This is a genomic window from Rhizobium deserti (genome assembly GCF_004358025.1).
In the GTDB taxonomy this organism is placed as follows: Bacteria; Pseudomonadota; Alphaproteobacteria; order Rhizobiales; family Rhizobiaceae; genus Neorhizobium; species Neorhizobium deserti.
The window spans coordinates 1081926-1104088 of the sequence record NZ_SMTL01000001.1; the positions used below are offsets into that span (position 1 = coordinate 1081926).

The window sequence follows — 22163 nt, forward strand, 5'->3', positions numbered from 1 at the left end:
CAGGCTGGATATAGAGGCATATGGCCCTGCTCAAACCGAAATCCAAAGCCAGCTCTCCCAAAAAGTCAAATCAAGCCGCCGGCCGTAAGCCGAAGCGCTACAAGTCCGCCTATTCCAAAGCAGAAATGGACGAAATCTTCCGACGCTTTTCTGTTCAGCGACCCGAACCGAAGGGCGAGCTCGAGCATGTGAACCCATTCACCCTCGTCGTGGCCGTCGCCTTGTCGGCGCAGGCGACCGATGCTGGCGTCAACAAGGCGACGCGTGAACTGTTCAGACAAGCCGATACGCCGGAAAAAATGCTGGCGCTTGGCGAAGAGGGCGTCACCCAGCATATCCGCACGATCGGCCTTTATCGCAACAAGGCGAAGAACGTCATTGCCCTGTCACGCATGCTGATCGAGGAATTTGGCAGTCAGGTGCCGAAAACCCGGGAGGAACTCGTTCGTCTTCCGGGCGTCGGGCGCAAGACCGCCAATGTGGTCATGTCGATGGCCTTCGGCATTCCGACGCTGGCGGTCGATACGCATGTCTTCCGGCTCGGCAACCGGCTCCTGATGGCGCAGGGCAAGACACCGGACGAAGTGGAGGAGCATTTCCTCAAGGTCATTCCCGAGCAATATCTCTTCCACGCGCATCATTGGCTGATTTTGCACGGCCGCTATACCTGCAAGGCGCGCCGCCCCGAATGCGAACATTGCGTCATTGCCGATCTCTGTCGATCGCCCGAAAAGACCTGCGACATTCCGGCACCGCTCGTCGAGCTACCGCCGCAAAGGCTCGGCGAAGCGGCTCTGGTCGAGGGCGAATGACGGGTCGCGCCGGCTCAGACTTTTGTGCAGGTGCACCATCAGGCCCGCCGCAAACAGGGGTGTCAGCAGGTTGACGAAGGGAATGGCGAGGAAGCCGGCGATCAGCAGACCCGCCAGGAAGACCGTGGATGCATGCTTTGATCGGAAGGCGCGGGCGTCCTTGGGGCTGCGAAACCGCATTGCCGCAAACTCGAAGAATTCCCGCCCAAGCAGATAACCGTTGACCAGGAAGAAGGCGACGAGGTTGACGCCTGGGATGAACAGCATGATCAGCGCGACGATATTGCCGAGGATGACGACGCCCAGGAACTGAATGGAGCCGATGATCGCCTGCCCGAGCGGCATGGCATTGCCGGCCGGTTCGCTAGGATAATCCCGCTTCTCGATCACCTCGGCCACGTCGTCGAGGAAAAGCCCGGCGATCAGCGCCGTGATCGGCGCAATCAGCAGGGCGAGCGCCAGCGCAAGCCCGATGCTCGCCCCGATCGCGGCGACGAATGTCAGCCAGCCTGTCCAGTCCGGCAGGTCGGGAAGAAAGACTGCGACCCAGGGCCAGGCGTAATAAACGAAGGCTTCCCGCAGCATGAGCCACAGGCCAGTCAGCACGAGAATGGTCAATCCGAGCGTCTTCCAGAAAACGGCGCGGCTTTCCGGCGCGAAGAGATTGACGAGCGAACGTCTGGCGGCGTCGAGGATCATGAGCGGTCTCCGGTTCCCGGCAAGATGTAGGTGGGCGGAAGGCTGCGAGCAAGCGGTGAAGCGGTGGCAGGCCACCTACGGTGGAACTTTGGCGCCTTCCATTGGTTGAACTGCACTCGACACTTCACCTTTGACGATCAAGGCCCGCCACCAACAGCAACCTCGGTGTCATCGCTGCGTAATCCGCCGCAGATGCCGCAGACTTTGCTTTGATCCGGCCGGCATCAACAAGAGCAGATCAGGAATCCATACATGCAGATAAAGGCCATCCTATTCGACATCGACGGAACGCTGGTCGACAGCAATGACATGCATGTCGACGCCTGGCAGGCGGCCTTCGCGGACACGGGCCGCGAGTTCGATCGCTCGGTGATCCACGGCCAGATCGGCAAGGGTGCCGACATGTTGCTGCCGGCACTTGTTCCGGATCTGGATGAGGCCGGGCAAAAGAAGCTGGGCGAAGCGGAGGGCGAAATCTTTAAGGCCAGGTTCTTGGATGAGGTTAAGCCGTTTGGATCCGCTCACGATCTCTTGGCTCATGCGCACGGGCGCGGGCAGAAGGTCGTCTTGGCCACCTCGTCGTCACAAGATCAGCTCCACCATTATCTCGATCTTCTCGATGTTCGGGATCTGGTTGACGCCACGACGAGCAGCGCCGACGTCGAAAACACCAAGCCGGCTCCCGATATCTTTGCCACCGCTCTGGCCAAGCTGCCGGGAATAAGCGCTCCTGAGACCCTTGTCGTCGGCGACACGCCCTATGACGTCGAAGCTGCAAGAAGATGCGGCATATCGGCAATCGCACTTCGCTCCGGCGGCTTTCCGGATGCCGTCCTCGAAGAAGCCGGAGCACTCGCCATCTACGACAACGTGGCGGCTCTCCTGGCCGACTACGACAATTCGCCGCTTGGCCAATGAGCGGCCAGGCAGGATTGCGATTTCCAGGGTGGGCAATCAGATAGCGGAAAGAGGCACAGCCTTCCAGCCGCATGTCGCTGGACGACCGGCAGCCGTCAGCGGGCGGAGTTCCGGCCTACTGATGCACCGGTACGGCAAGCCGGAACCCGTCACCAGTGGTTGTTGGTGCTGACGTAAAGCGCCGTGGCGCTGCCGCTGGTCTTGCGGCCCTGATGGCTCTTGCGGTCCTTCCTGATCCAGGCGCACAGCAGCCCGGCGCCCCAGAAAGGGCTGGATACGACGACGATGCCGAGCAGGTGTCGGACAACTAATGCTAGCATAGCAACCTCCAAACGAAGACATAGGCGTGTGTTACACAGCTTCAAGCATCGACGGTTGTCTGCTAGCCGGTGAGGTTCTGTTCAGTAGAAGCCGTCCTCTAGCGAGGCGGCATGGTAATCACTCATTGATCTTCCAGACATCACCGTCGTAATCCAAGCGCGGCGCTCGAAATCGATTGCTACAAGCTCATAGACGCATGCCATCAGATCCTGCCTTGCAGGCCTGAACTCCGGTAACCCAAGAAAATTGGACTGCGCAACCGTTTGCAGGCAAACACATTCGTTGGTCCACCATTGAGTCAGAAGAGATTTCGCTCCGCTTCCATGGTGCAATATGACGAAGCCGACCCCATAATGAGGCGTTTCGTTCATGTGAGGTAAATTAGCTTCAACAAAGCCCCGCGCTGCTGCGATTAAACTTGGATCGAGATCCAGTTTGTGGTTTTGGGCTGCAGCAGAGATCCCGTAGACCTTGAAAGTCCAATTAGAAAATTCCCAGCTGGCCAAGCGTCCGATATATCGAGGCCGGTAGATAGGGATCAACATGTCATGATCAATCATCTCGCCGCCACCTCCCGCTAAACGGCTGGTCTCACTGGCCTCACGTTGAAGTCAGGACAGCCATACTCCCAACCAAACCCTATCCAATCGATCGCAGCTCGTCGCGATGCCGGACCATGGCCAGGAACCGCCGATAATCCCGGTCATATTGCCGGGCCCGTTCCGGGTTGGCGATACGTTCGGTACCGCCGCCGTCCATGGCCCGGCCGGCAGCCGGCAGATCGGGATGAACGCCACCGGCCACCGCCGCCGTCATGGCCGTGCCGAGCAGAACCGCGTCGCGGGTTTCAGGAACGATTACCCTGCAGCCCGTCACATCCGCATAAAGCTCGATCAGCAGCGGATTGTGGACATGCCCACCGGTGACATGCAGCGTCTCGAAACGGTAGCCATAGCCGCTCATCGTTTCCAGGATGTGACGAATGCCGAGCGCGATCGCTACGCAGGACCGCCAGTACAATCGGCACAGCCCGTCGAAGGAGGTATCGAGCGTCAATCCGCTGATGACACCCGTTGCATGCGGATCGGCGAGCGGCGAGCGGTTGCCGTGAAAGTCGGGAAGGATATTAAGGTCGGGCGCCAGATCCGATCCCTCGATGGCCCGCAGCTCGCCGATGCGGTCGATGATGCGGCCATGCAGTTCGCCGGTCGGCTCGCCCCCACTTGCATGCATCCTCACCATATGATCGAGCAGCGCGCCGGTCGCCGATTGCCCGCCTTCGACCAGCCAGTGTTCCGGCAGCACCGCCTCGAAATAAGGCCCCCAAAGGCTGCGGCCGGACTTGGCCTGCCCGGCAAAGGCAACGATGCAGCTCGACGTGCCGCCGATCAACGCGACGCTGGTTTCGAGTTTCGGCCCCCCCGAGGCAGCGCCCAGTACGCCGAAAGCACCCGCATAGGCATCGATCAGGCCCGGCGCCACTTCCACATCGACATCGAGCCCCAGATCTTCGGCAGCCATCGGGGTCAAACGCCCCATGCTCGAGCCGGGCGCCACCGTATCCTCCGCCAGCCCGCCCTTTTCGAGAAGGTCCTCGAGCCCGGCAAGCCGCAGATAATCGGCATTCCAGCCGGGCTTTTCATGCGCCAGATAATTCCACTTGGCGGTCAGCGTGCAGCGCGAGCGCCTTGCCGACCCCGTCGCCTTCCAGGTCAGGTAATCGGCAAGGTCGAAGAAATAGCCGGCCCTTGCCCAGCTCTGCGGCAGGTGCTTTTTCAGCCACATCAGCTTCGGCATTTCCATTTCCGGCGACAGCGAAGCGCCCGAAAAGTCCAGCACCGGATGACCGGTCGATGACAGGAAATCGGCTTCCCGGATGGCCCTGTGGTCGAGCCAGACGATGGTATCCTGGCTGTCTTTGCCGGTGATCGACACGCTGAGCTGCCGCCCCTCCACATCCCGGGCAACCAAAGAACAGGTCGCGTCGAACCCGATAGCGGCAACGTCGCACCTCGTTATTCCCGCTTCCGCCACTGCCGCCTTTACCGAGGCGCAGGTGGCGGCCCAGATATCTTCCGAATCGTGTTCAGCATGGTTTTCCTTTGGCCGGAACATCAGGATCGGATGTTTCGACTTGGCGAGCAGCCGCCCGTCGCAATCAAACACGCCGGCGCGGGCGCTGCCCGTTCCGACATCGACCGCCACGAGATAATCACGCATCCAGATCCGTTTCCCCGTCCCTGATGTCCGCTTCGCACGTCCCAGCCTGTGGCAGCTATCGGGCAATCGTGCTGTCGCGACCCTTTATATGTTTTTGGACAAGGTGGAGCAAATCCGGCATGGCGTCAAACACCACGTCCGGAGAGAGTGCCGCAATCCTCTCACGATAGCCGGGCGTCGAGGCATGCGAACCGCCGACAAAGGCGAAGACGACCATGCCTGCGCGCTGCCCGGCCTCGATGCCGGCCGGGCTGTCCTCGATGACGATGCAGTCGCGCGGCGCGACCCCCATGCGCTCTGCGGCGTGCAGAAAAAGGTCTGGCGCCGGCTTGCCGTTTTCAACCATGGCAGCGGAAAAAATATGCGGTTCGAGCCTGTCGATCAGGCCGGTCAGCGTCAGCGACAGCCGGATGCGTTCAGGCTGGCTGGAGGAGGCAACGCAGCAGGGTAGCGTCAGCCTGGCAAGCGCATCCGCAATCCCCGGCACCGGTTTCAGCTCCGAGCGGAAGCGCAGATAAAGGTCGTGGCGCATGTCTTCCAGGAAGGCGTCATCGGCCGTGACGCCAAACTCTTCCTGCATGGTTTTGGTCACGGTCGCCAGGCTGCGGCCCAAAAAGCGACGATAGGCTTCCGCCTCGTCCATTTCGACGCCCTTGCGGCGCAGCGCATCGACCAGCACCCGCACCGAGACGGGTTCGCTGTCGACGAGAACGCCGTCGCAGTCGAAGATCACCAATGGGGCCGCCGCCTGCGTCACCGCTGCACCTCTTTACTTGACGAGTTGGTCAGCGAGATAGAGTTCCAGCGTCTTGGCCGTTCCTTCTGCCCAGAGCGTCTTGAGCGCATGCGCGAAGCGCTGACGGAAGAGATCGGATTTCGAGACTTCACCAAAGATTTCGTCGAAGACCAGGAAAGCATCCGGGTCGTCCTTAGCCTTCAGCGCTGCGGCCTGCAGCTTCTCGGCGCTGGCATCGTTGAAGACGATCTTGCGGCCACTGTCGGACGTGCCGGCGAAATAGCGGCACCACAGCGCCGAAACCAGCGACAGGCCAACAATGTCCTTGCCCTGCGCCAGCCGGTCACGTGTCGATGGCAGTATGAATTTCGGCTGGCGGTTGGAGCCGTCCTGGGCGAGCCGCGGGATGGTGTCGCCGATCTTCGGATTGAGGAAGCGCCGCTCGATCAGGTCGAAATATTCATGCAGGTCGGTATCGGGCACCGGCGGCACGATCGGGATGATCTCCTCCTTCTCGAGCTTGGCGAGGAAGGCTCGGATCAGCGGATGCTCCATCGCCTCATGCACGAAATGGATGTCGAGCAATTCGCCAGGATAGGCGATCGTCGCATGGCCGCCGTTAAGGATGCGGATCTTCATCAGTTCGTAAGGCGCCACGTCGTCGACAAATTGCACGCCAACCTCTTCCAGCCGGGGCCGGCCGGAGGGGAACCTGTCTTCCATCACCCACTGCTTGAATTCTTCGCAGAAGACTGGCCAGTTGTCGTCGATGTCGAAATCTTGTCTCAGGATATCGATTTCGCGCTGTCCTGTCGCCGGCGTGATGCGGTCAACCATCGAGTTCGGGAAGGACACGTTGTCGTGAATCCATGTCGCGAAATCCGGGTCGGACAGCTTGGCGAGCCCTATGACGGTGTTTTCCGTCACATGACCGTTTCCGGGAATGTTGTCGCAGGACATGATGGTGAAGGGTGTGACGCCGCGCTCGCGGCGAAGCTTGAGGCCGGCGAGGATGAGGCCGAACACCGTTTTTGGCGCCGTCGGATTGCCGCCGTCCTCGACCATGGCCAGATGGGCCGGATTGAAGTGGCCGGCCGCGTCGATGAAATAGCCGCCTTCGGTAATGGTCATCGAGACGATGCGGATTGTCGGGTCGGCAAGCTTTTCGACCAGGGCCTGAACTTCGCCGGGCGCAATGATGTCGATCATCGGCGCCGTGACCCGGGCTGCCGTCTTGTTATTGTCCTGCTCGACCACGGTTGTCAGGAAATCCTGGGCCGCAAGCTTGTCGCGCATGGCGGCGTCGGAGGGCATGACGCCCGCTCCGATGATCGCCCAGTCATGCGCCTTGCCCAGGTTGAACAGGTCGTCGAGATAGACTGCCTGATGGGCGCGGTGAAAGTTACCGACGCCGAAATGCACGATCCCGGCTGTCAGGCCCTTCGGATCATAGGCCGGCACGGCGGCGGTTGCGGCGGCATCCTGAAGGCTTGCCAGCGAAAGCTTTACGGTCATTTCCAGTACTCCAGTGTCTCGCTCAGGCGGCCAGGCCGGCATTGCCGATCGCAAGGCCTCGGCCGTCGAAGCGGTGCAGCTTGCCTTCGTCCGGCGTCAGGTAAATCCGGTCGCCATAGGTGACGCCGAACTCGCCATCGCAGCGGGCGGTGATCAGGCCGATCCCATCAACATTTGCATGCAGGAAAGTGTCGGCGCCGAGATGTTCCGCCACCGTCACGGTTCCGGTCCACAAGCCGCTGTCCTTGGAAAGCAGCAGGTGTTCCGGCCGGATGCCGGCGGTCTTGGCGCCCTTGGACTGGGCGTAGGCGCCTTCGATCAGGTTCATCTTCGGCGAGCCGATGAAGCCGGCGACAAACAGGTTGCGCGGCGACCGGTAAAGCTCGAGCGGTGAGCCCACCTGCTCGATATTGCCGCGGTTGAGGACGACGATCTTGTCGGCCATGGTCATGGCTTCGATCTGGTCATGGGTGACGTAGACCATCGTCGTCTTCAACTGGTGATGCAGGTCGGTGATCTCGAGGCGCATAGTCCCTCGCAGAGCCGCGTCGAGGTTCGACAGCGGTTCGTCGAACAGGAAGGCCGAGGGCTCGCGAACGATGGCGCGGCCGATCGCGACACGCTGGCGCTGGCCGCCGGAAAGTTGCGACGGGCGGCGCTCCAGATAGTCGGTGAGGTTCAGCACGCGGGCCGCATCCGTCACCTTCTTGTCGATCGCCGCCTTGTCCATCTTCGCCATCTTCAGCGGAAAGGCGATATTGTTGCGCACGGTCATATGCGGATAAAGTGCGTAGGACTGGAACACCATGGCAAGGCCGCGCTCGGCCGGCGCATTATTGGTGTAATCCTTGCCATCGATCAGGATCTGGCCGCCGCTGACATCTTCAAGGCCTGCGATCAGGCGCAAAAGCGTCGACTTGCCGCAACCGGACGGGCCGACGAAGACGACGAATTCGCCGTCGTTGATTTCCAGGTCGATGGAAGGGATGACCTTGGCTTCGCCGAAGGTCTTCGAAACGTTCTTGAGTGTGATTCTGCCCATGACGAAAGGTCCTTACTTAACCGCGCCAAAGGTGAGGCCGCGGACGAGTTGCTTCTGGCTGAACCAGCCAAGGATGAGGATCGGCGCGATCGCCATGGTCGAAGCTGCCGACAGTTTTGCCCAGAACAGCCCCTGGGGACTGGAGAAGGAAGCGATGAATGCCGTCAGCGGTGCAGCATTCGTGGTCGTCAGGCGGATCGTCCAGAAGCTCTCGTTCCAGGCGAGGATGATGTTGAGAAGCAGCGTTGAAGCAATGCCAGGCACGGCCATCGGCGTCAGGACATAGACGATCTCCTGCCAGAGCCCTGCCCCGTCCATCCGCGATGCTTCCAAAATCTCGCCTGGGATCTCGCGGAAATAGGTGTAAAGCATCCACACGACGATCGGCAGGTTGATCAGCATCAGCACGACGGTCAGGCCGATGCGGCTGTCGAGAATACCGAGATCGCGGAAGATCAGGTAGATCGGCACCAAGACTGCGACGGCCGGCATCATCTTGGTGGACAGCATCCACATCAGGATGTCCTTGGTCCGCTTCGTCGGCGAGAATGCCATGGCCCAGGCGCTCGGAACGGCGATGATCAGGGCGAGGATGGTTGATCCGACCGAGATGATCACGGAGTTCATGAACGGCGTCAGGTAATCGCGCTGCGTTTGCACCGTGATATAGCTTTCCAGCGTGAAGGAAGGCAGGAGATTGAAGCCCGCAATCGCCTCCGTCTCGCTCTTCAGGCTGGTGATGATCGTGTAGAGGATCGGAAAGAAGATCAGCAATGCGACGATCCAAGCGAAGATCGTGGCAGTGACCTTGTGTCTTGTCGTAACGGAACGAGCCATGATCTTCTCCTAACGATCCAGGTTCTTGCCGACCGCGCGCATCAGGAAGATGGCGACGATATTGGCAAGGATGACCGCGATAATGCCGCCTGCCGCTGCGCCGCCGGCATCGTAATTCAAAAGCGCGACGCGGTAGATCAGATAGGCAAGGTTGGTGGACGCGTAGCCCGGGCCGCCATTGGTGGTGACAAGGATTTCCGCATAAACGCCGAGCAGGAAGATCGTCTGGATCAGGATCACCACGGTGATCGCCCGCGACATATGCGGCAGCGTCAGGTAGATGAAACGGTTGATGAAATTCGCGCCGTCCATCTCGGCCGCCTCCTTCTGCTCGCCGTCCAGCGACTGCAGGGCGGTCAGCAGGATCAGCGTTGCAAACGGCAGCCATTGCCAGGCGACGATGACGACGATCGAAAACAGCGGATAGCTGGCAAACCAGTCCACCGGCTGAAGGCCGAAGAATTTCGAAATATCCGCCAGTACCCCATAGCCTGGATGCATGATCATGTTCTTCCAGATCAGCGCTGCCACCGGCGGCATGACGAAGAAGGGCGAGATCACCAGGATGCGAACGATGCCCTGGCCGAAAATCGGCTGATCGAGCAGGAGGGCGATGGCAATCCCGCCGATCACGGTGATCAAAAGCACGCCACCGACCAGGACGAGCGTATTCCAGACGGACTGGAAGAAGGCCGGATCGGTGTAGAAGTATTCGTAGTTGAAGAAGCCGGTGAAGCCGTCGCTGGAGGGATCCAGCAGATTGTAGTTCTGGAAGGAAAACCACAGCGTCATAGCCAGCGGTACGATCATCCAGACCAGTAGAAGCAGAACGGATGGCGCCATCATCAGCCGCGCCAACGTCTTGGTGTTTTGCGTTGCCATAACGACGCCCTCCCCGAACTGGCCGCGCGCCCCGTAAGGTACGGAGACGTCTGCGCGGGACCTATTTTAGTGTGGTGGTTGGTTATGAAGGACCGCCCGGCTGGATGGCCGGGCGGTCTGCCTGGGAGGCTTCTTACTTCGGATAGCCGGCGCGCTTCATTTCGCGCTGGGTGGCGCGCTGTGCCTGGGCCAGCGCATCGTCGACCGTCGACTGGCCGGCGATGACCGCCGAGAACAGCTGGCCGACATTGGTGCCGATCGCCTGGAATTCAGGAATGGCAACGAACTGGCCACCTGTATAGGGCACAGGCTTGACGGTCGGCTTGGTGATGTCGGCAGCCTGCATGGCAGCCAAGGTCGGACCCGCGAAGGCAGCCGCTTTCTTGTATTCCTCGTTATTGTAGAGCGAGGTGCGGGTACCCGGAGGAACGGCAGTCCAGCCTTCCTTGGAAGCTACGAGCTGGGTGTATTCCTTGCTGGTTGCCCAGGAGATGAACTTCTGAGCAGCGTCGGACTTCTTGGAGGAAGCCGGAACAGCCAGGTTCCACGACCAGAGCCAGTTGCCATGGTTCTTCATCTCTCCCTTGGTCGGGAAGATCGCATAGCCGACCTTGTCCGCAACCTTGGAATCCTTCGGGTCGGACACGAAGGAGGCCGCGACGGTCGCATCCATCCACATGCCGCACTTGCCCTGCTGGAACAGCGTCAGGTTTTCGTTGAAGCCGTTCGAGGAGGCGCCCGACGGCCCGGCATCCTTCATCAGGTCGACATAGAACTGCAGCGCTTCCTTCCATTCCGGCTGGTCGAACTGCGGGTTCCACTTTTCGTCGAACCAGCGGCCGCCATAGGAATTGGCGAGCGCCGTGATGAAGGCCATGTTCTCGCCCCAGCCGGCCTTGCCGCGCAGGCAGATGCCGTTCACGTCGCCCTTGCGATCGGTGATCTTGCGGGCCGCATCGCCGATGAATTCCCAGGTTGGGTTTTCAGGCATTTTCAGGCCGGCTTTGTCGAACAGGTCCTTACGGTACATGATCATCGCCGATTCACCATAGAACGGCGCGGCATAAAGCTTGTCGTTGACCGTCAGGCCGCCCTTGATGGCCGGCAGCAGGTCATTGGCGTCATACTTGTCGCCGAGCTTGTTCAGCTCGAGCAGCCAGCCCTGTTTGGCCCAGATCGGCACTTCGTAATTGCCGATGGTCAGTATGTCGTACTGGCCGCCTTTGGTGGCAATGTCGGTCGTGACACGTTCGCGCAGAACGTTTTCTTCCAGGGTGACCCAGTTGATCTGGATGTCCGGATTGGCCTTGGTGAATTCCGGCGCCATGGCCTGCATGCGCACCATGTCGCCATTGTTCACCGTCGCAATGGTGAGCGTTTCGGCCGAGGCACCGGTCGCCGAAACGCCGGCCAGAATGAACGCCGAGCAGGCGCTCAGCAAAATCGTCTTCAATGTCATATCTTCCTCCCGAGAAGATTGAGTGCGAGCATTCGCTTTGCTCATGGGCAATTACCCAACATTAGCTAGGGCAAGTCAACGGGAAATCATCGCTGCAACGCAGCGGAAAAAAGCAACTGATTGATTATCAAGAGATAATTCTGTTAGTCAGCCAGCAGAAAGGTCGCGGCAAGTTCGTCGGTTATGATCCCGTTCAGCAGGCCCCCGTGGAGCGCCGCCTTCATCGCAGCCCATTTCCGCTTGCCCTGGGCAATGCCGATGACATGCGAGACATCGCGCGACGGAATGGGAACGCTGGCCACCCGCTCGTTGATGGCATTGTCGAGAAGTCGGCCCTTCTGGTCATAGATCCAGCCGCAGATCTCGCCGGCGGCGCCGCTTTTAATCAGTTGCAGCATTTCCTCCTTGCCGATGAAACCGTCGACGCATAGTGGGCCGTCGACGCCCAGTTCGCCGACCCCGACAAATGTCACGTCGGCCTGCGCCCCGAGAGCCAGCGTGGAGCGCACTAGCGATTGATCATGGAGGGTGATCCGCTCGGCGGTGGAGGAACAAAGGACTGGAAGGGGCATGGGAAAATGCCTTGCCTTGATGGCATCGGCCATAGAAAAGATGACGTTGTAGAAGGCTGCGGACCCGTCCGGGCCGATATTGCCGGTCAGCGACACGATGCGGTGCTGCGGGCATTCCATCGGCGGCAGCTGGTCGACGGCCGCCTTCAGCGTCCGCCCCGTCCCGACGGCCACGACGATCGGATCAGGACGTTTCAGCCAGCGCTCGATTTCGGCGGCCGCCGCTTCCGCAATACCCACTGTCGTCGATCCGCCGCCCGGATCACTCGGCACCACTTCGGCATGCTTGAGACCGTATTTCTGCCGCAGCCCTTCCGCAAGCTCGAGGCAGATCGATATGGGATGGTCGAGCCGGACCTTGATCAGCCGTTCGGCAATAGCGAGCGACACGAGCCGCTGGGCCGACTGGCGCGATATCCCCATGGTACTGGCAATTTCGTCCTGGGTGCGACCGGCGACATAGTAGAGCCAACCGGCTCTTGCAGCGTCGTCAAGTCGACCTTGGGAATCGGACCGTTTTGCCATAACAGAAATTCTCCTCGCGGGTTTGCTGCCATGTTTTCCGACACTCTGTCAAACGGATCGGCGGATGGATCAGGATCACCGCATGGGTCCTCGAAAACGGCGCCCCTGAAGTTCCGAGCCATGGAAGTGCCCGAAGCAACCACGCGAGAAAGCTTCCAGCTCTACTCTCCCTAGCAGGCACGAAGGCAAAGTCGCCGGCATCCTAGGTTACGAGGTAAGTCCTTCATCTAAGTAGAAATACATAGATCCCAAGTGAGCAGGTACGAAAACTATGTCCAAAATTTTAACTTAAATAGTCGAGCATCTTATGTAACTGCATCTGATGGAACAAACACATGGCAAGCTTCCTGAGCTCTAACTCTGCTAAAATCCTCGACGCCCTGGATCTTTCCTTCGCTGTGATCGAATTCGACGTCGACGGCAAGATTCTCAAGGCGAACAAGAATTTCTGCGACCTGATGGGATATTCCGAAGCGGAACTGCTCGGCAAGCACCACCGCATGTTCCTGGATGCAGATTATGCCGGATCTTCCGACTATACCGCCTTCTGGAACAAGCTGCGCGGCGGTGAATTTGTCTGCAGCGAGTTCACCCGCCTTGCCAAAGGCGGAAAAGAGATCTTCATCCGTGGAAACTATAACCCGATCAAGAGCAGCTCGGGCAAGGTTCTGAAGATCGTCAAGTTCGCCAACGACATCACCCAGACCAAGATGCAAGGCATCGACACGGGCGCAAAAATTGACGCCATCTCAAGAGCCCAGGCCACGATCGAGTTCAAGACGGACGGGACGATCCTTTCCGCCAACGAGAACTTCGTGCAGGCACTCGGCTATTCCCTGTCCGAGATCGTCGGCAAGCATCACAGCATGTTCGTGGAGCCCGGCTTTTCCGCCAGCCCTGAATATGCCGATATGTGGCGCAAGCTGAACGCGGGGGAATTGGTTGCTGGCGAGTTCAAGAGAATGGGCAAAGGCGGCCGCAACGTCTTTATTCAGGCATCCTACAATCCTGTCTTCGACTTCAAGGGCCGCGTCATCAAGGTCGTGAAGTTTGCCACCGATGTCACCGCCCGCGTCGAGAACGTGGAACGCCTGGCCTCCTCCCTGACGAGCATGGCATCGGGCGACCTGTCGCAGAACATCGAAACACCCTTCATCCCATCGCTCGACAAGCTGCGCCGCGACTTCAACGCAGCCTCTGCCAAGCTGCGCGAGGCCATGAAGACCGTCATGACCAATGCCGAAACCATCTCGGCCGGCGCGCATGAAATCCGCACCGCCGCCGATGATCTGGCAAAGCGAACCGAGCAGCAGGCAGCCTCTGTCGAAGAAACCGCAGCCGCGCTTGAAGAGATCACGACGACCGTCAAGGACTCCAGCCGCCGCGCCGAAGATTCCGGCCAGCTGGTCGGCCGCGCCAAGGCGCATGCGGATCATTCCGGCCAGATCGTCAACGAAGCGATCGTTGCCATGGACAAGATCAACCAGTCCTCGTCCGAAATTTCCAACATTATCGGCGTGATCGACGAGATTGCCTTCCAGACCAACCTTCTGGCGCTAAATGCCGGCGTCGAAGCGGCACGCGCTGGGGAAGCGGGCAAGGGCTTCGCCGTCGTTGCCCAGGAAGTCCGCGAGCTTGCCCAGCGCTCGGCATCGGCTGCCAAGGAGATCAAGACACTTATCACCGCGTCCGGCACGCAGGTGGCAAGCGGCGTTACCCTGGTCAGCCGGGCGGGCGAGGCTCTGCAGGAGATCGCAGGCAACGTGCAGGACATCAACAAGGATATCGGCGCCATCATCGAATCGGCGCGCGAGCAGTCGACGGCGCTGAGCGAGATCAATCGGGCCATCAATCTGGTCGACCAGGGCACGCAGCAAAACGCCGCGATGGTCGAGGAGCAGACGGCGGCAAGCCACGGCCTGGCCGAGGAAGCCAAGGCTCTGTTTGCGCTCTTGGAGCAGTTCCAGTTCGATGATCGCGCCAAGGCACACCGCACGGCGCCAAGCAGCGCAACCCCGAGGCCGGCGCCGCAGCGCGCGGCAGCTCCAAGAATGGCGACGCATGGAAATGCGGCCATGAAGGTCGAATGGAGCGAGTTCTAAGCGCCAGCCCAGCTGGCCGTTCTAAGGCATGAGAAGAAGCGGCGGCATTCGCCATCACAAGCGGATACCGCCGTTCCAGTCGTAAACGACCAGGGGTCAAGGCATCATCTAACAATACCGTGACCCCATAGCCGCTGAACAACCGCAGACCTGAAAGGTCTACGCCACCTGCACCAGATGGCCGGCGGATATTTCCCGATATTCCCGCTTCGGCACCACGTAATCGACCGGCCGGATCGGGCTCTTGATCTCGTCGGTCGACATGTTGCGCTTGATCCGGCGGCGCGATGGATCCGGCACAGGCACGGCCGAAATCAGCTTTTGCGTATAAGGATGCTGCGGGTTTTCGAACACCGCCGCCCGCGGCCCGATCTCGACGATTTCACCCAGATACATCACCGCAACCCGGTGGCTGACCCGTTCCACCACCGCCATGTCGTGGGAAATGAACAGGAAGGCCAGGTTGAGGCTCTGCTGCAGGTCGAGCAGCAAATTGCAGACCTGCGCCTTGATTGACACGTCGAGCGCCGAAACCGCCTCGTCGGCGACAATGACCTTGGGATCGAGCATCAGCGCCCGGGCGATGGCGATGCGCTGGCGCTGACCGCCGGAAAACTCGTGCGGAAAGCGGCGCATCATGTCGGCCGACAAGCCCACCTTCTCCAGCAGGGCCGCTGCCTTTTCGCGAGCCTGCGCCTTGCTGCCGAGCTTGTGCTCGATAAAGGGCTCCATCACTGCTGAGCCGACGCTCATGCGCGGGTTGAGCGATGCGAAAGGATCCTGGAAGACCATCTGGATTGAGCGGCGCATCTTGCGCAGCGCGTGCTGATCGAGGCTCATCACGTCATAGCCGTCAACCTGGACAGTGCCGCTGGTCGGGGTGATCAGCCGTGTCACGGAACGGCCTGTCGTTGACTTCCCGCAGCCGGACTCGCCAACCAATGACAGGGTTTCCCCTTCGAACAGATCGAAGGAAACCTTTTCCACCGCATGCACGGCGCCCGTCTTGCGACCGAACAGGCCGGAATGGATGTCGAAGCGGGTCGTCAGGTCCTTGACGTCGAGGATCGGCGTCTTGCCCTTACCCACCGTGTCCTGCACGTCGGCCAGCACCTGCTGCTCGCCGGTCTTGACGTCGACGATCGGGAAGCGCAGCGGCAGCCGCCGCTCGCCCATGGAGCCGAGACGCGGCACGGCGGAAAGAAGCGCCCGCGTATAGGGATGTTGGCCACGGTGGAAGATGTCGCTGGTTTCGCCAGTCTCGACCGCATCGCCACGATACATGACGATCGTCCGGTCGGCGACTTCGGCAACGACGCCCATGTCATGGGTGATGAAGAGGACCGACATGCCCTCCTCTTCCTGCAGAACCTTGATGAGGTCGAGGATCTGGCCCTGGATCGTCACGTCGAGCGCCGTCGTCGGCTCGTCGGCGATCAGCAGCTTGGGCCGCGACGCCAGCGCCATGGCGATCATCACGCGCTGGCGCATGCCGCCCGAAAACTGGTGAGGATATTCGTCGAACCTGCTCTTGGCATTCGGGATGCGGACTTTTTCCAGAAGCCGGATCACCTCTGCCTTGGCTTCCGCATTGCTGATGTCCTTATGGACAGTCAGCGCCTCGGCGATCTGCTTGCCGATCGGGAAGATCGGATTGAGCGAGGTCATCGGCTCCTGGAAGATCATCGAAATATCGTTTCCGCGCACCCGCCGCATCTGTTCTTCCGGCAGAGATAGCAGATCCCGGGCACCGAGCAGAACCTGGCCTTCGATCCTGCTCGAATTTTTCGGCAAGAGCCGCATGATCGACAGCGAAGTGACGCTCTTTCCCGAGCCCGACTCGCCGACGATAGCCACCGTCTCACGCGGCGCGACATCGAAGGAAATATTGCGCACGACAGTCTTCCACTCGTCATTGACCCGGAACGAGGTAGACAGGTTTCGCACTGAAAGAACCGGCGTCACAGAACCGCCGCCCTGCTCCATCGCGTTGCCAGAAAGCAGCATGGTATTCTCCTTGTTCCAGAACTCAGGCGGCAGGCGCGGTTTCGGCAAGCGTGACCCAATAGCTGACGCCGAACGGGATCGCCTCGTCGTTGAAGTCATAGGCGGCATTATGGAGATTGGCCGTGTCGCCATTGCCGATAAAGATAAAGGCGCCCGGACGCTTTTCCAGCATGTAGGAAAAGTCTTCGGCGCCCATATGCGGCGGCACGCCGACATTGACAGCCTTCGGCCCTGCAACCTTGCTGGCAATCTCAATGGCGAAATCAGTTTCCTCGTCATGGTTGAACGTGACCGGATAGCCACGGTGATAAATAACCTCGGCGCTCGCTCCATGCGCGATGGCAGTCGCCTCTGCGACCTCCTTCAACCGCTTTTCGGCAAAATCGCGCGTTTCCGGCAGCAGCGTGCGCACCGTGCCGGCCAGCTTCACGAAGGCGGGAATAACATTGCTCGCCTCGCCGCCATGGATGGAGGCAACCGTGACCACCAGCGACTTCAGGGGGTCTGTTTCGCGCGAAACGACTGACTGCAGGGCCACCACCACATGCGATGCGGCGAGCACCGGATCGATCGAAAGATGCGGCTGGGCAGCATGGCTGCCGCGGCCGTTGATGGTGATCTCAAACGTATCGGCAGCCGCCATGGTCGAACCCTTACGGATCGCAAAGCTGCCCACCGGCAGGCGCGGCTCGTTGTGCATGCCGTAGACCTGGGCAATGCCGAACTTCTCCATCAACCCGTCGTTGATCATCGCCAGCGCGCCGGCGCCGCCCTCTTCCGCCGGCTGGAAGATCACCGCGACCGAACCTTTGAAGTTGCGCGTTTCCGCCAGATATTGCGCCGCTCCGAGCAGCATTGCCGTATGGCCGTCATGACCGCAGGAATGGGCCTTGCCGGGCGTTTTTGAAGCCCAGGCCTTGCCGGAGGTTTCCAGAATCGGCAGCGCATCCATATCCGCCCGGAAGCCGACCACCGGCCCCTCGCCCTGGCTGCCCTTGATGATGCCGACAACGCCGGTCCTGCCGAGACCGGTTTCGACGACGTCGCAACCAAAGGATCTAAGCTTGTCTGCAACGAAATCCGCCGTGTGATGAACGTCGTAGAGCAATTCCGGATTCTCATGCAGATGGCGCCTCCATTCTGCGACCTCATCCTGCATTTCGGCGACGCGATTGATGACCGGCATTACGATACCCCGTTGTTTTTTTGCTGTTTCCTTCTGACCGAGGCCAGATGTCGGAAGGATATTGAGACGCTTGGAACGCTTTTTGCAAGCTTCTATTTTCGCCCTTGAACGAAAAATAGGCCTATGCTTAGATGGCTCAAATTTTGGTCATCACCGGTTTTCCGGGATCGATCAGCAAGCTCTTCGAGCTACCAATCCGCGGAGGATAAAGCCTAGGTCATCTAGTGTTACCAGCGACTTGGCTCCGCCGGTCGCAACTGGGCGAGGCACCAGCACCGAGATAACGGGCGGGCCGCAGCATCACTCAAAAGAAAACCAAAGGGGAATAGCAGAATGAAGAATATCAAGCTCCTACTGGCCGGCACGGTTGCCGCGCTCGCCTTCGCTGGGTCGGCGGCGCATGCCGAGCGAGGCAGCGACGGCGACCTGAAGATCATCTTCTGGCAGGCCGTTTCGACCTTGAACCCCTTCCTGTCCGGCGGCACGAAGGAGGTCTACTCCTCGTCCATGGTTATCGAGCCGCTGGCGCGCTACGACGAGAAGGGCGAACTCGTACCCACCTTGGTCACCGAGATCCCGACGCTGGAAAACGGCGGGGTCGCCAAGGATCTTCTCAGCATGACCTGGAAGCTGAAGCCGGATCTCAAATGGTCGGACGGCACGGCGTTTACCGCGGCCGATGTTATCTTCACCTGGAAATATTGCACGGCGCCTGATGGCGGCTGCGCCCAGGCAGCCCAGTATGAAGGCGTCAAGAATGTCGAGGCGCCGGATCCGCTGACGGTGAAAATCACCTTCGAAGAGCCGAAGCCCTATCCCTACAGCGCCTTTGTCGGCGCCCAGTCGCCGATCATTCAGGCTGCGCAGTTCAAGGATTGCGTCGGCGCCAAGGCGCCGGGATGCACTTCCGCCAATTTCGGCCCCATCGGTACCGGACCCTTCGTAGTCAAGGATTTCAAGCCGAATGACGTCGTCACCTTCGTCGCCAACAAGAATTACCGCGATTCGGCCAAGCCGGCCTTTGCCAGCGTCACCTTGAAGGGCGGCGGCGACGCTCCGTCTGCGGCGCGCGCGGTTCTTGAAACCGGCGAATACGACTATGCCTGGAACGTCCAGGTGGAGCCTGAAATCCTGGCCACCATGGTCGCCGCCGGAAAGGGCCATCTGGAAACCGCCTTCGGCACCAATGTCGAACGCATCAACCTCAACTGGTACAATGCCGATCCGAAGCTCGGCGACAAGCGCTCCACCAAGGAAGCCGGCCCGCATCCGTCCCTTTCGGATCCTGCCGTGCGCCGCGCGCTTTCGCTCGCCATCGATCGCGAGATCATTGACGAAGCCGGTTACGGCGATGCGGGCAAGCCGACCTGCAACATCGTTCCGGCGCCCGAAGCCGTCACTTCCACCAAGAACGACAGCTGGTGCCTGAAGCAGGATATCGAAGGCGCCAACAAGCTCCTGGAAGACGCGGGCTGGAAGAAGGGTCCTGACGGCATCCGCGCCAAGAACGGCGTGCGCCTGTCCTACCTTTACTCGACCTCCACCAACTCCGTCCGTCAGGCGACGCAGGAACTGGTGAAGGACATGTGGTCGCAGATCGGCGTCCAAGCGGAATTACGCAATGCCAGCGCTTCCGTCTTCTTCGGCGGTGATCCCGCCAGCCCGGACACATTCCAGAAATTTTACGCCGACGTCGAAATGTACACCAACAATTTCGACGGCACGGATCCTGAAAAATATCTGGCGGAATGGCTGTGCGACAAGGTGCCGGGTCCGGCCAACGGCTGGCAGGGCCAGAACATTCCCCGCTACTGCAACCCGGAATATGACAAGCTCGTCGGCGAATTGTCCAAGACCGCCGATCTCGACAAGCGCCATGAGCTTTCAAAGCGCCTCAACGACATGCTGACCGAGGAAGGCGCGCATATTCCGCTCATCCACCGCGGCAATCCCTCCGCCGCCTCCAATTCCGTCGCAGGCATCAAGATGAATGCCTGGGATTCCGAACTTTGGAATGTCGCCGACTGGTCGCGCAAGAAGTGATGGCAATTGCCGGGCCTGCTTTCGGCGGGCCCGGCAATTGATCCTCTCCGCGCTAGCCTGGAGACTATGAAATGTTCACATACACATTGCGGCGATTGCTCTTTGCAATCCCGACCCTGCTGGTCATCAGCTTCGTCATTTTCGCGCTTCTCGACCTTGCGCCCAGTGACCCGACCGGGGATCTTCCGCTGACCATTCCCCCGGAAGTGCGCGAGCAGATCCGTGCCTCCCTCGGTCTCGATCAGCCCTTCCTGATCCGTTACATGAAATGGCTGCAGCAGTTCTTCATCAACGAGCCAATCAATATTTTCGAAAGCCTCACCGGCTGGCAGGTGGGCGACGGCCAGCGCATGCGGGTTCTTTCCTGGGCGACCCGAAGCCCGGTAGTCGATCTGATCGTCCAGCGCATGCCGCAGACGCTGTGGGTCGTTGGTCTCGCTTATCTCTTCGGCATCCTGATCGCCATCCCCATCGGCGTCATCTCCGCCTACAAGCAATATTCGATCTTCGACCAGATCGGCACCTTCATCTCCATGGTCGGCTATTCGGTGCCGACCTTCTTCACCGGCGTCGTGCTGATCGTCATCTTCTCCTCTTACCTCCAGTGGTTTCCATCCGTTTACGACACCAATCTGCAGGTCACCAATGTCTCGACTTTTCTCGCACAGATGAGACAGATGGTGCTGCCGGTGGCAGTGCTCGCACTCTACAATGCCTCGCAGATCACCCGCTTCGTCCGCGCCTCCATGCTCGACAATCTCCACCAGGATTATGTTCGCACGGCGCGCGCCAAGGGCGTCAAGGAGAAGGCGGTCCTGCTCATCCACGTGCTGCGCAACAGCCTCATCCCGGTTGTCACCGTGATTGCGCTCGGCGTGCCGACCATCTTTTCCGGCGCCATCATCACCGAGCAGATCTTTCGCGTGAACGGCCTCGGACAATTGCTCATCACCGCGGTCCAGGGGGCGGATATTCCGCTGGTTCAGACGCTGACCTTCATCTTCGCGGTGCTGATCGTACTCTTCAACCTGATCGCCGACGTACTCTACGGCATTCTTGATCCGAGGATCCGCTATGACTGACGCGACCATCGCTGCCGCGCCGCCGGCCAAGGCGGCAAGCCCGGCCCGCTCGGCGCTTGCCGATATCTGGCACCAGTTCCGGTCCCACAAGGGCGGCGTGGTGGGGCTGGCTGTTTTCGTTTTCATCGTCGCAGCCGTTTACATCGGCCCCTATATCCATCGCGTTGCCCCCAATGCGATCAATATCCGCGACAAGAACCAGTGGCCTTCGATGACGCATCCCTTCGGTACCGACAATCTTGGCAAGGACATGCTGGCTCAGGTTTTGGCCGGCGGCCGCACGTCGCTGGCGGTCGGCTTCACGGCCATGCTGCTGGCCCTGTTCCTCGGCACGCTGGTCGGCGTCATGTCCGGATATTTCCGCAGGCTTGACGGTCCCCTGATGCGGCTGACCGACCTCTTCCTGGCCCTGCCCCTCCTGCCCCTCCTCCTCGTCATCCTGATGCTGTTCCGCGATACGTTGCGGGCGGCATTCGGGCCGGAGACCGGGATCTTCATTCTCGTGGTCTTCGTGATCGGCATTACCAGCTGGATGCATACCGCCCGCATCGTGCGCGGCGATGTCCTGGCAGTGAAAAGCCAGGAATTCATCATGGCTGCAAAATCGAGCGGGATGCGCGAATACCGCATCATCTGGCGGCATATCCTGCCCAATGTGCTGAGTTCGATCATGGTCTCGGCAACACTCGGCATCGCCTCGGCCATCATCACCGAATCGGCGCTCAGCTTTCTTGGCCTCGGTTTCCCGTCAGACTTTCCGACCTGGGGCCGGCTTCTGTTCGATGGCGCCAACTTCCTGCAGCTCACGCCGTCGCGTGTGCTTTGGCCGGGTCTCGCGATCTCCTTGACCGTGCTCAGCGTCAACTATGTGGGCGACGCCATCCGCGACGCGCTTGATCCGCGCAGCCTCAGGCGTTGACTACGGTTTCCGGGAGCAGAGCTCGCACTCTGTTTTCGGAAATGTGCCGCTCCCGCATTTCCAGAGGAACTTCAAAAAAAACATTTTTTTTGGATATTCTTCGGAACCTTACTTCATGCGGCTCGTTATTGGAGTGTCTGAAGGCGACCCCCCGTCCCCCGCCCTACAAAAGCCTTCGGACATACTCTTCAATCCCCCTCGAAGAGACGAACTGGCTCGGCTCCTTAACAGGAACCGAGCCAGATCTGTTTTTGGCTCCACAGCTATTTTCTGGGCCACGACCTAA

19 protein-coding genes are annotated in these 22163 nt (G+C 60.1%); 6 read left to right on the plus strand and 13 right to left on the minus strand.

The annotated features are described in order from the left end of the window. Window positions 1-20: 20 nt before the first annotated feature. Window positions 21-812, plus strand: coding sequence for an endonuclease III (gene nth, locus E2F50_RS05185; RefSeq protein WP_133314955.1), 792 nt, complete (start codon window positions 21-23; stop codon window positions 810-812). Here nth and E2F50_RS05190 read toward each other — a convergent pair. Beyond that, window positions 765-1511, minus strand: coding sequence for a sulfate transporter family protein (locus tag E2F50_RS05190; protein WP_133314956.1), 747 nt, complete (start codon window positions 1509-1511; stop codon window positions 765-767). The two genes, nth and E2F50_RS05190, sit on opposite strands and share 48 nt — an antisense overlap. A gap of 252 nt (window positions 1512-1763) precedes the next feature. Here E2F50_RS05190 and E2F50_RS05195 point away from each other — a divergent pair, with 252 nt between their 5' ends. Next, window positions 1764-2429 carry an HAD family hydrolase gene (locus E2F50_RS05195; RefSeq protein WP_133314957.1) on the plus strand — a complete coding sequence of 222 codons (666 nt, stop codon included), beginning with the start codon at window positions 1764-1766 and terminating at the stop codon, window positions 2427-2429. A 149-nt stretch (window positions 2430-2578) separates the two neighbouring features. Here the strand turns inward: E2F50_RS05195 and E2F50_RS22900 are convergent, their stop codons facing one another. From E2F50_RS22900 to E2F50_RS05240, 10 genes are all read right to left on the minus strand, one after another. Next, window positions 2579-2749 carry a hypothetical protein gene (locus tag E2F50_RS22900; RefSeq protein WP_161974000.1) on the minus strand — a complete coding sequence of 57 codons (171 nt, stop codon included), beginning with the start codon at window positions 2747-2749 and terminating at the stop codon, window positions 2579-2581. Window positions 2750-2830: 81 nt separating this feature from the next. Further along, window positions 2831-3310: a hypothetical protein gene (locus E2F50_RS05200; RefSeq protein WP_133314958.1), complete on the minus strand. Its 480-nt coding sequence runs from the start codon at window positions 3308-3310 to the stop codon at window positions 2831-2833. 79 nt (window positions 3311-3389) lie between these two features. Continuing rightward, window positions 3390-4970: an FGGY-family carbohydrate kinase gene (locus E2F50_RS05205; RefSeq protein WP_133314959.1), complete on the minus strand. Its 1581-nt coding sequence runs from the start codon at window positions 4968-4970 to the stop codon at window positions 3390-3392. A gap of 55 nt (window positions 4971-5025) precedes the next feature. Then, window positions 5026-5727 carry an HAD family hydrolase gene (locus E2F50_RS05210; protein WP_161974003.1) on the minus strand — a complete coding sequence of 234 codons (702 nt, stop codon included), beginning with the start codon at window positions 5725-5727 and terminating at the stop codon, window positions 5026-5028. Between the two features lie 12 nt (window positions 5728-5739). Further along, entirely contained in the window at window positions 5740-7221 is a 1482-nt protein-coding gene (locus E2F50_RS05215; protein WP_133314960.1) for a mannitol dehydrogenase family protein, read from the minus strand. Between the two features lie 22 nt (window positions 7222-7243). Beyond that, window positions 7244-8263: an ABC transporter ATP-binding protein gene (locus E2F50_RS05220; RefSeq protein ID WP_133314961.1), complete on the minus strand. Its 1020-nt coding sequence runs from the start codon at window positions 8261-8263 to the stop codon at window positions 7244-7246. A gap of 12 nt (window positions 8264-8275) precedes the next feature. Next, entirely contained in the window at window positions 8276-9100 is an 825-nt protein-coding gene (locus E2F50_RS05225) for a carbohydrate ABC transporter permease (protein ID WP_133314962.1), read from the minus strand. A 9-nt stretch (window positions 9101-9109) separates the two neighbouring features. Next, window positions 9110-9982, minus strand: coding sequence for a carbohydrate ABC transporter permease (locus tag E2F50_RS05230; protein ID WP_133314963.1), 873 nt, complete (start codon window positions 9980-9982; stop codon window positions 9110-9112). 133 nt (window positions 9983-10115) lie between these two features. After that, window positions 10116-11441 carry an ABC transporter substrate-binding protein gene (locus tag E2F50_RS05235; protein ID WP_133314964.1) on the minus strand — a complete coding sequence of 442 codons (1326 nt, stop codon included), beginning with the start codon at window positions 11439-11441 and terminating at the stop codon, window positions 10116-10118. Between the two features lie 143 nt (window positions 11442-11584). Beyond that, entirely contained in the window at window positions 11585-12538 is a 954-nt protein-coding gene (locus E2F50_RS05240; RefSeq protein ID WP_133314965.1) for a sugar-binding transcriptional regulator, read from the minus strand. Between the two features lie 335 nt (window positions 12539-12873). Here E2F50_RS05240 and E2F50_RS05245 point away from each other — a divergent pair, with 335 nt between their 5' ends. Then, a complete protein-coding gene (locus tag E2F50_RS05245; protein ID WP_133314966.1) occupies window positions 12874-14640 on the plus strand; it encodes a methyl-accepting chemotaxis protein in 1767 nt (588 codons plus the stop codon). A 159-nt stretch (window positions 14641-14799) separates the two neighbouring features. Here E2F50_RS05245 and E2F50_RS05250 read toward each other — a convergent pair whose 3' ends face one another. Next, on the minus strand, window positions 14800-16647 hold the full coding sequence (locus E2F50_RS05250) for an ABC transporter ATP-binding protein (protein WP_133314967.1): 1848 nt from the start codon (window positions 16645-16647) through the stop codon (window positions 14800-14802). A gap of 22 nt (window positions 16648-16669) precedes the next feature. Then, window positions 16670-17833: a M20 aminoacylase family protein gene (locus E2F50_RS05255; RefSeq protein ID WP_133314968.1), complete on the minus strand. Its 1164-nt coding sequence runs from the start codon at window positions 17831-17833 to the stop codon at window positions 16670-16672. A gap of 333 nt (window positions 17834-18166) precedes the next feature. Between E2F50_RS05255 and E2F50_RS05260 the strand changes: the two genes are divergently transcribed. From E2F50_RS05260 to E2F50_RS05270, 3 genes are all read left to right on the plus strand, one after another. Next, on the plus strand, window positions 18167-19876 hold the full coding sequence (locus E2F50_RS05260) for a peptide ABC transporter substrate-binding protein (RefSeq protein ID WP_133314969.1): 1710 nt from the start codon (window positions 18167-18169) through the stop codon (window positions 19874-19876). Window positions 19877-19947: 71 nt separating this feature from the next. After that, complete coding sequence (locus E2F50_RS05265; RefSeq protein ID WP_133314970.1) at window positions 19948-20958, plus strand: ABC transporter permease; 1011 nt, start codon at window positions 19948-19950, stop codon at window positions 20956-20958. Then, window positions 20951-21877 carry an ABC transporter permease gene (locus E2F50_RS05270; RefSeq protein WP_133314971.1) on the plus strand — a complete coding sequence of 309 codons (927 nt, stop codon included), beginning with the start codon at window positions 20951-20953 and terminating at the stop codon, window positions 21875-21877. Before E2F50_RS05265 ends, E2F50_RS05270 begins: the two co-directional genes overlap by 8 nt. Window positions 21878-22163 lie beyond the last annotated feature (286 nt).

Excerpts from the sequence above, each read along its gene's own strand:
- E2F50_RS05220 (WP_133314961.1), bottom strand. The coding sequence starts at position 8,263 with ATGGGCAGAATCACACTCAAGAACGTTTCGAAGACCTTCGGCGAAGCC.
- E2F50_RS22900 (WP_161974000.1), bottom strand. The coding sequence starts at position 2,749 with ATGCTAGCATTAGTTGTCCGACACCTGCTCGGCATCGTCGTCGTATCC.
- E2F50_RS05260 (WP_133314969.1), top strand. The coding sequence starts at position 18,167 with ATGAAGAATATCAAGCTCCTACTGGCCGGCACGGTTGCCGCGCTCGCC.
- E2F50_RS05225 (WP_133314962.1), bottom strand. The coding sequence starts at position 9,100 with ATGGCTCGTTCCGTTACGACAAGACACAAGGTCACTGCCACGATCTTC.
- E2F50_RS05190 (WP_133314956.1), bottom strand. The coding sequence starts at position 1,511 with ATGATCCTCGACGCCGCCAGACGTTCGCTCGTCAATCTCTTCGCGCCG.
- E2F50_RS05265 (WP_133314970.1), top strand. The coding sequence starts at position 19,948 with ATGTTCACATACACATTGCGGCGATTGCTCTTTGCAATCCCGACCCTG.
- E2F50_RS05250 (WP_133314967.1), bottom strand. The coding sequence starts at position 16,647 with ATGCTGCTTTCTGGCAACGCGATGGAGCAGGGCGGCGGTTCTGTGACG.
- E2F50_RS05215 (WP_133314960.1), bottom strand. The coding sequence starts at position 7,221 with ATGACCGTAAAGCTTTCGCTGGCAAGCCTTCAGGATGCCGCCGCAACC.
- E2F50_RS05195 (WP_133314957.1), top strand. The coding sequence starts at position 1,764 with ATGCAGATAAAGGCCATCCTATTCGACATCGACGGAACGCTGGTCGAC.
- E2F50_RS05205 (WP_133314959.1), bottom strand. The coding sequence starts at position 4,970 with ATGCGTGATTATCTCGTGGCGGTCGATGTCGGAACGGGCAGCGCCCGC.
- E2F50_RS05270 (WP_133314971.1), top strand. The coding sequence starts at position 20,951 with ATGACTGACGCGACCATCGCTGCCGCGCCGCCGGCCAAGGCGGCAAGC.
- E2F50_RS05240 (WP_133314965.1), bottom strand. The coding sequence starts at position 12,538 with ATGGCAAAACGGTCCGATTCCCAAGGTCGACTTGACGACGCTGCAAGA.
- E2F50_RS05230 (WP_133314963.1), bottom strand. The coding sequence starts at position 9,982 with ATGGCAACGCAAAACACCAAGACGTTGGCGCGGCTGATGATGGCGCCA.
- E2F50_RS05245 (WP_133314966.1), top strand. The coding sequence starts at position 12,874 with ATGGCAAGCTTCCTGAGCTCTAACTCTGCTAAAATCCTCGACGCCCTG.
- E2F50_RS05255 (WP_133314968.1), bottom strand. The coding sequence starts at position 17,833 with ATGCCGGTCATCAATCGCGTCGCCGAAATGCAGGATGAGGTCGCAGAA.
- E2F50_RS05200 (WP_133314958.1), bottom strand. The coding sequence starts at position 3,310 with ATGATTGATCATGACATGTTGATCCCTATCTACCGGCCTCGATATATC.
- nth (WP_133314955.1), top strand. The coding sequence starts at position 21 with ATGGCCCTGCTCAAACCGAAATCCAAAGCCAGCTCTCCCAAAAAGTCA.
- E2F50_RS05235 (WP_133314964.1), bottom strand. The coding sequence starts at position 11,441 with ATGACATTGAAGACGATTTTGCTGAGCGCCTGCTCGGCGTTCATTCTG.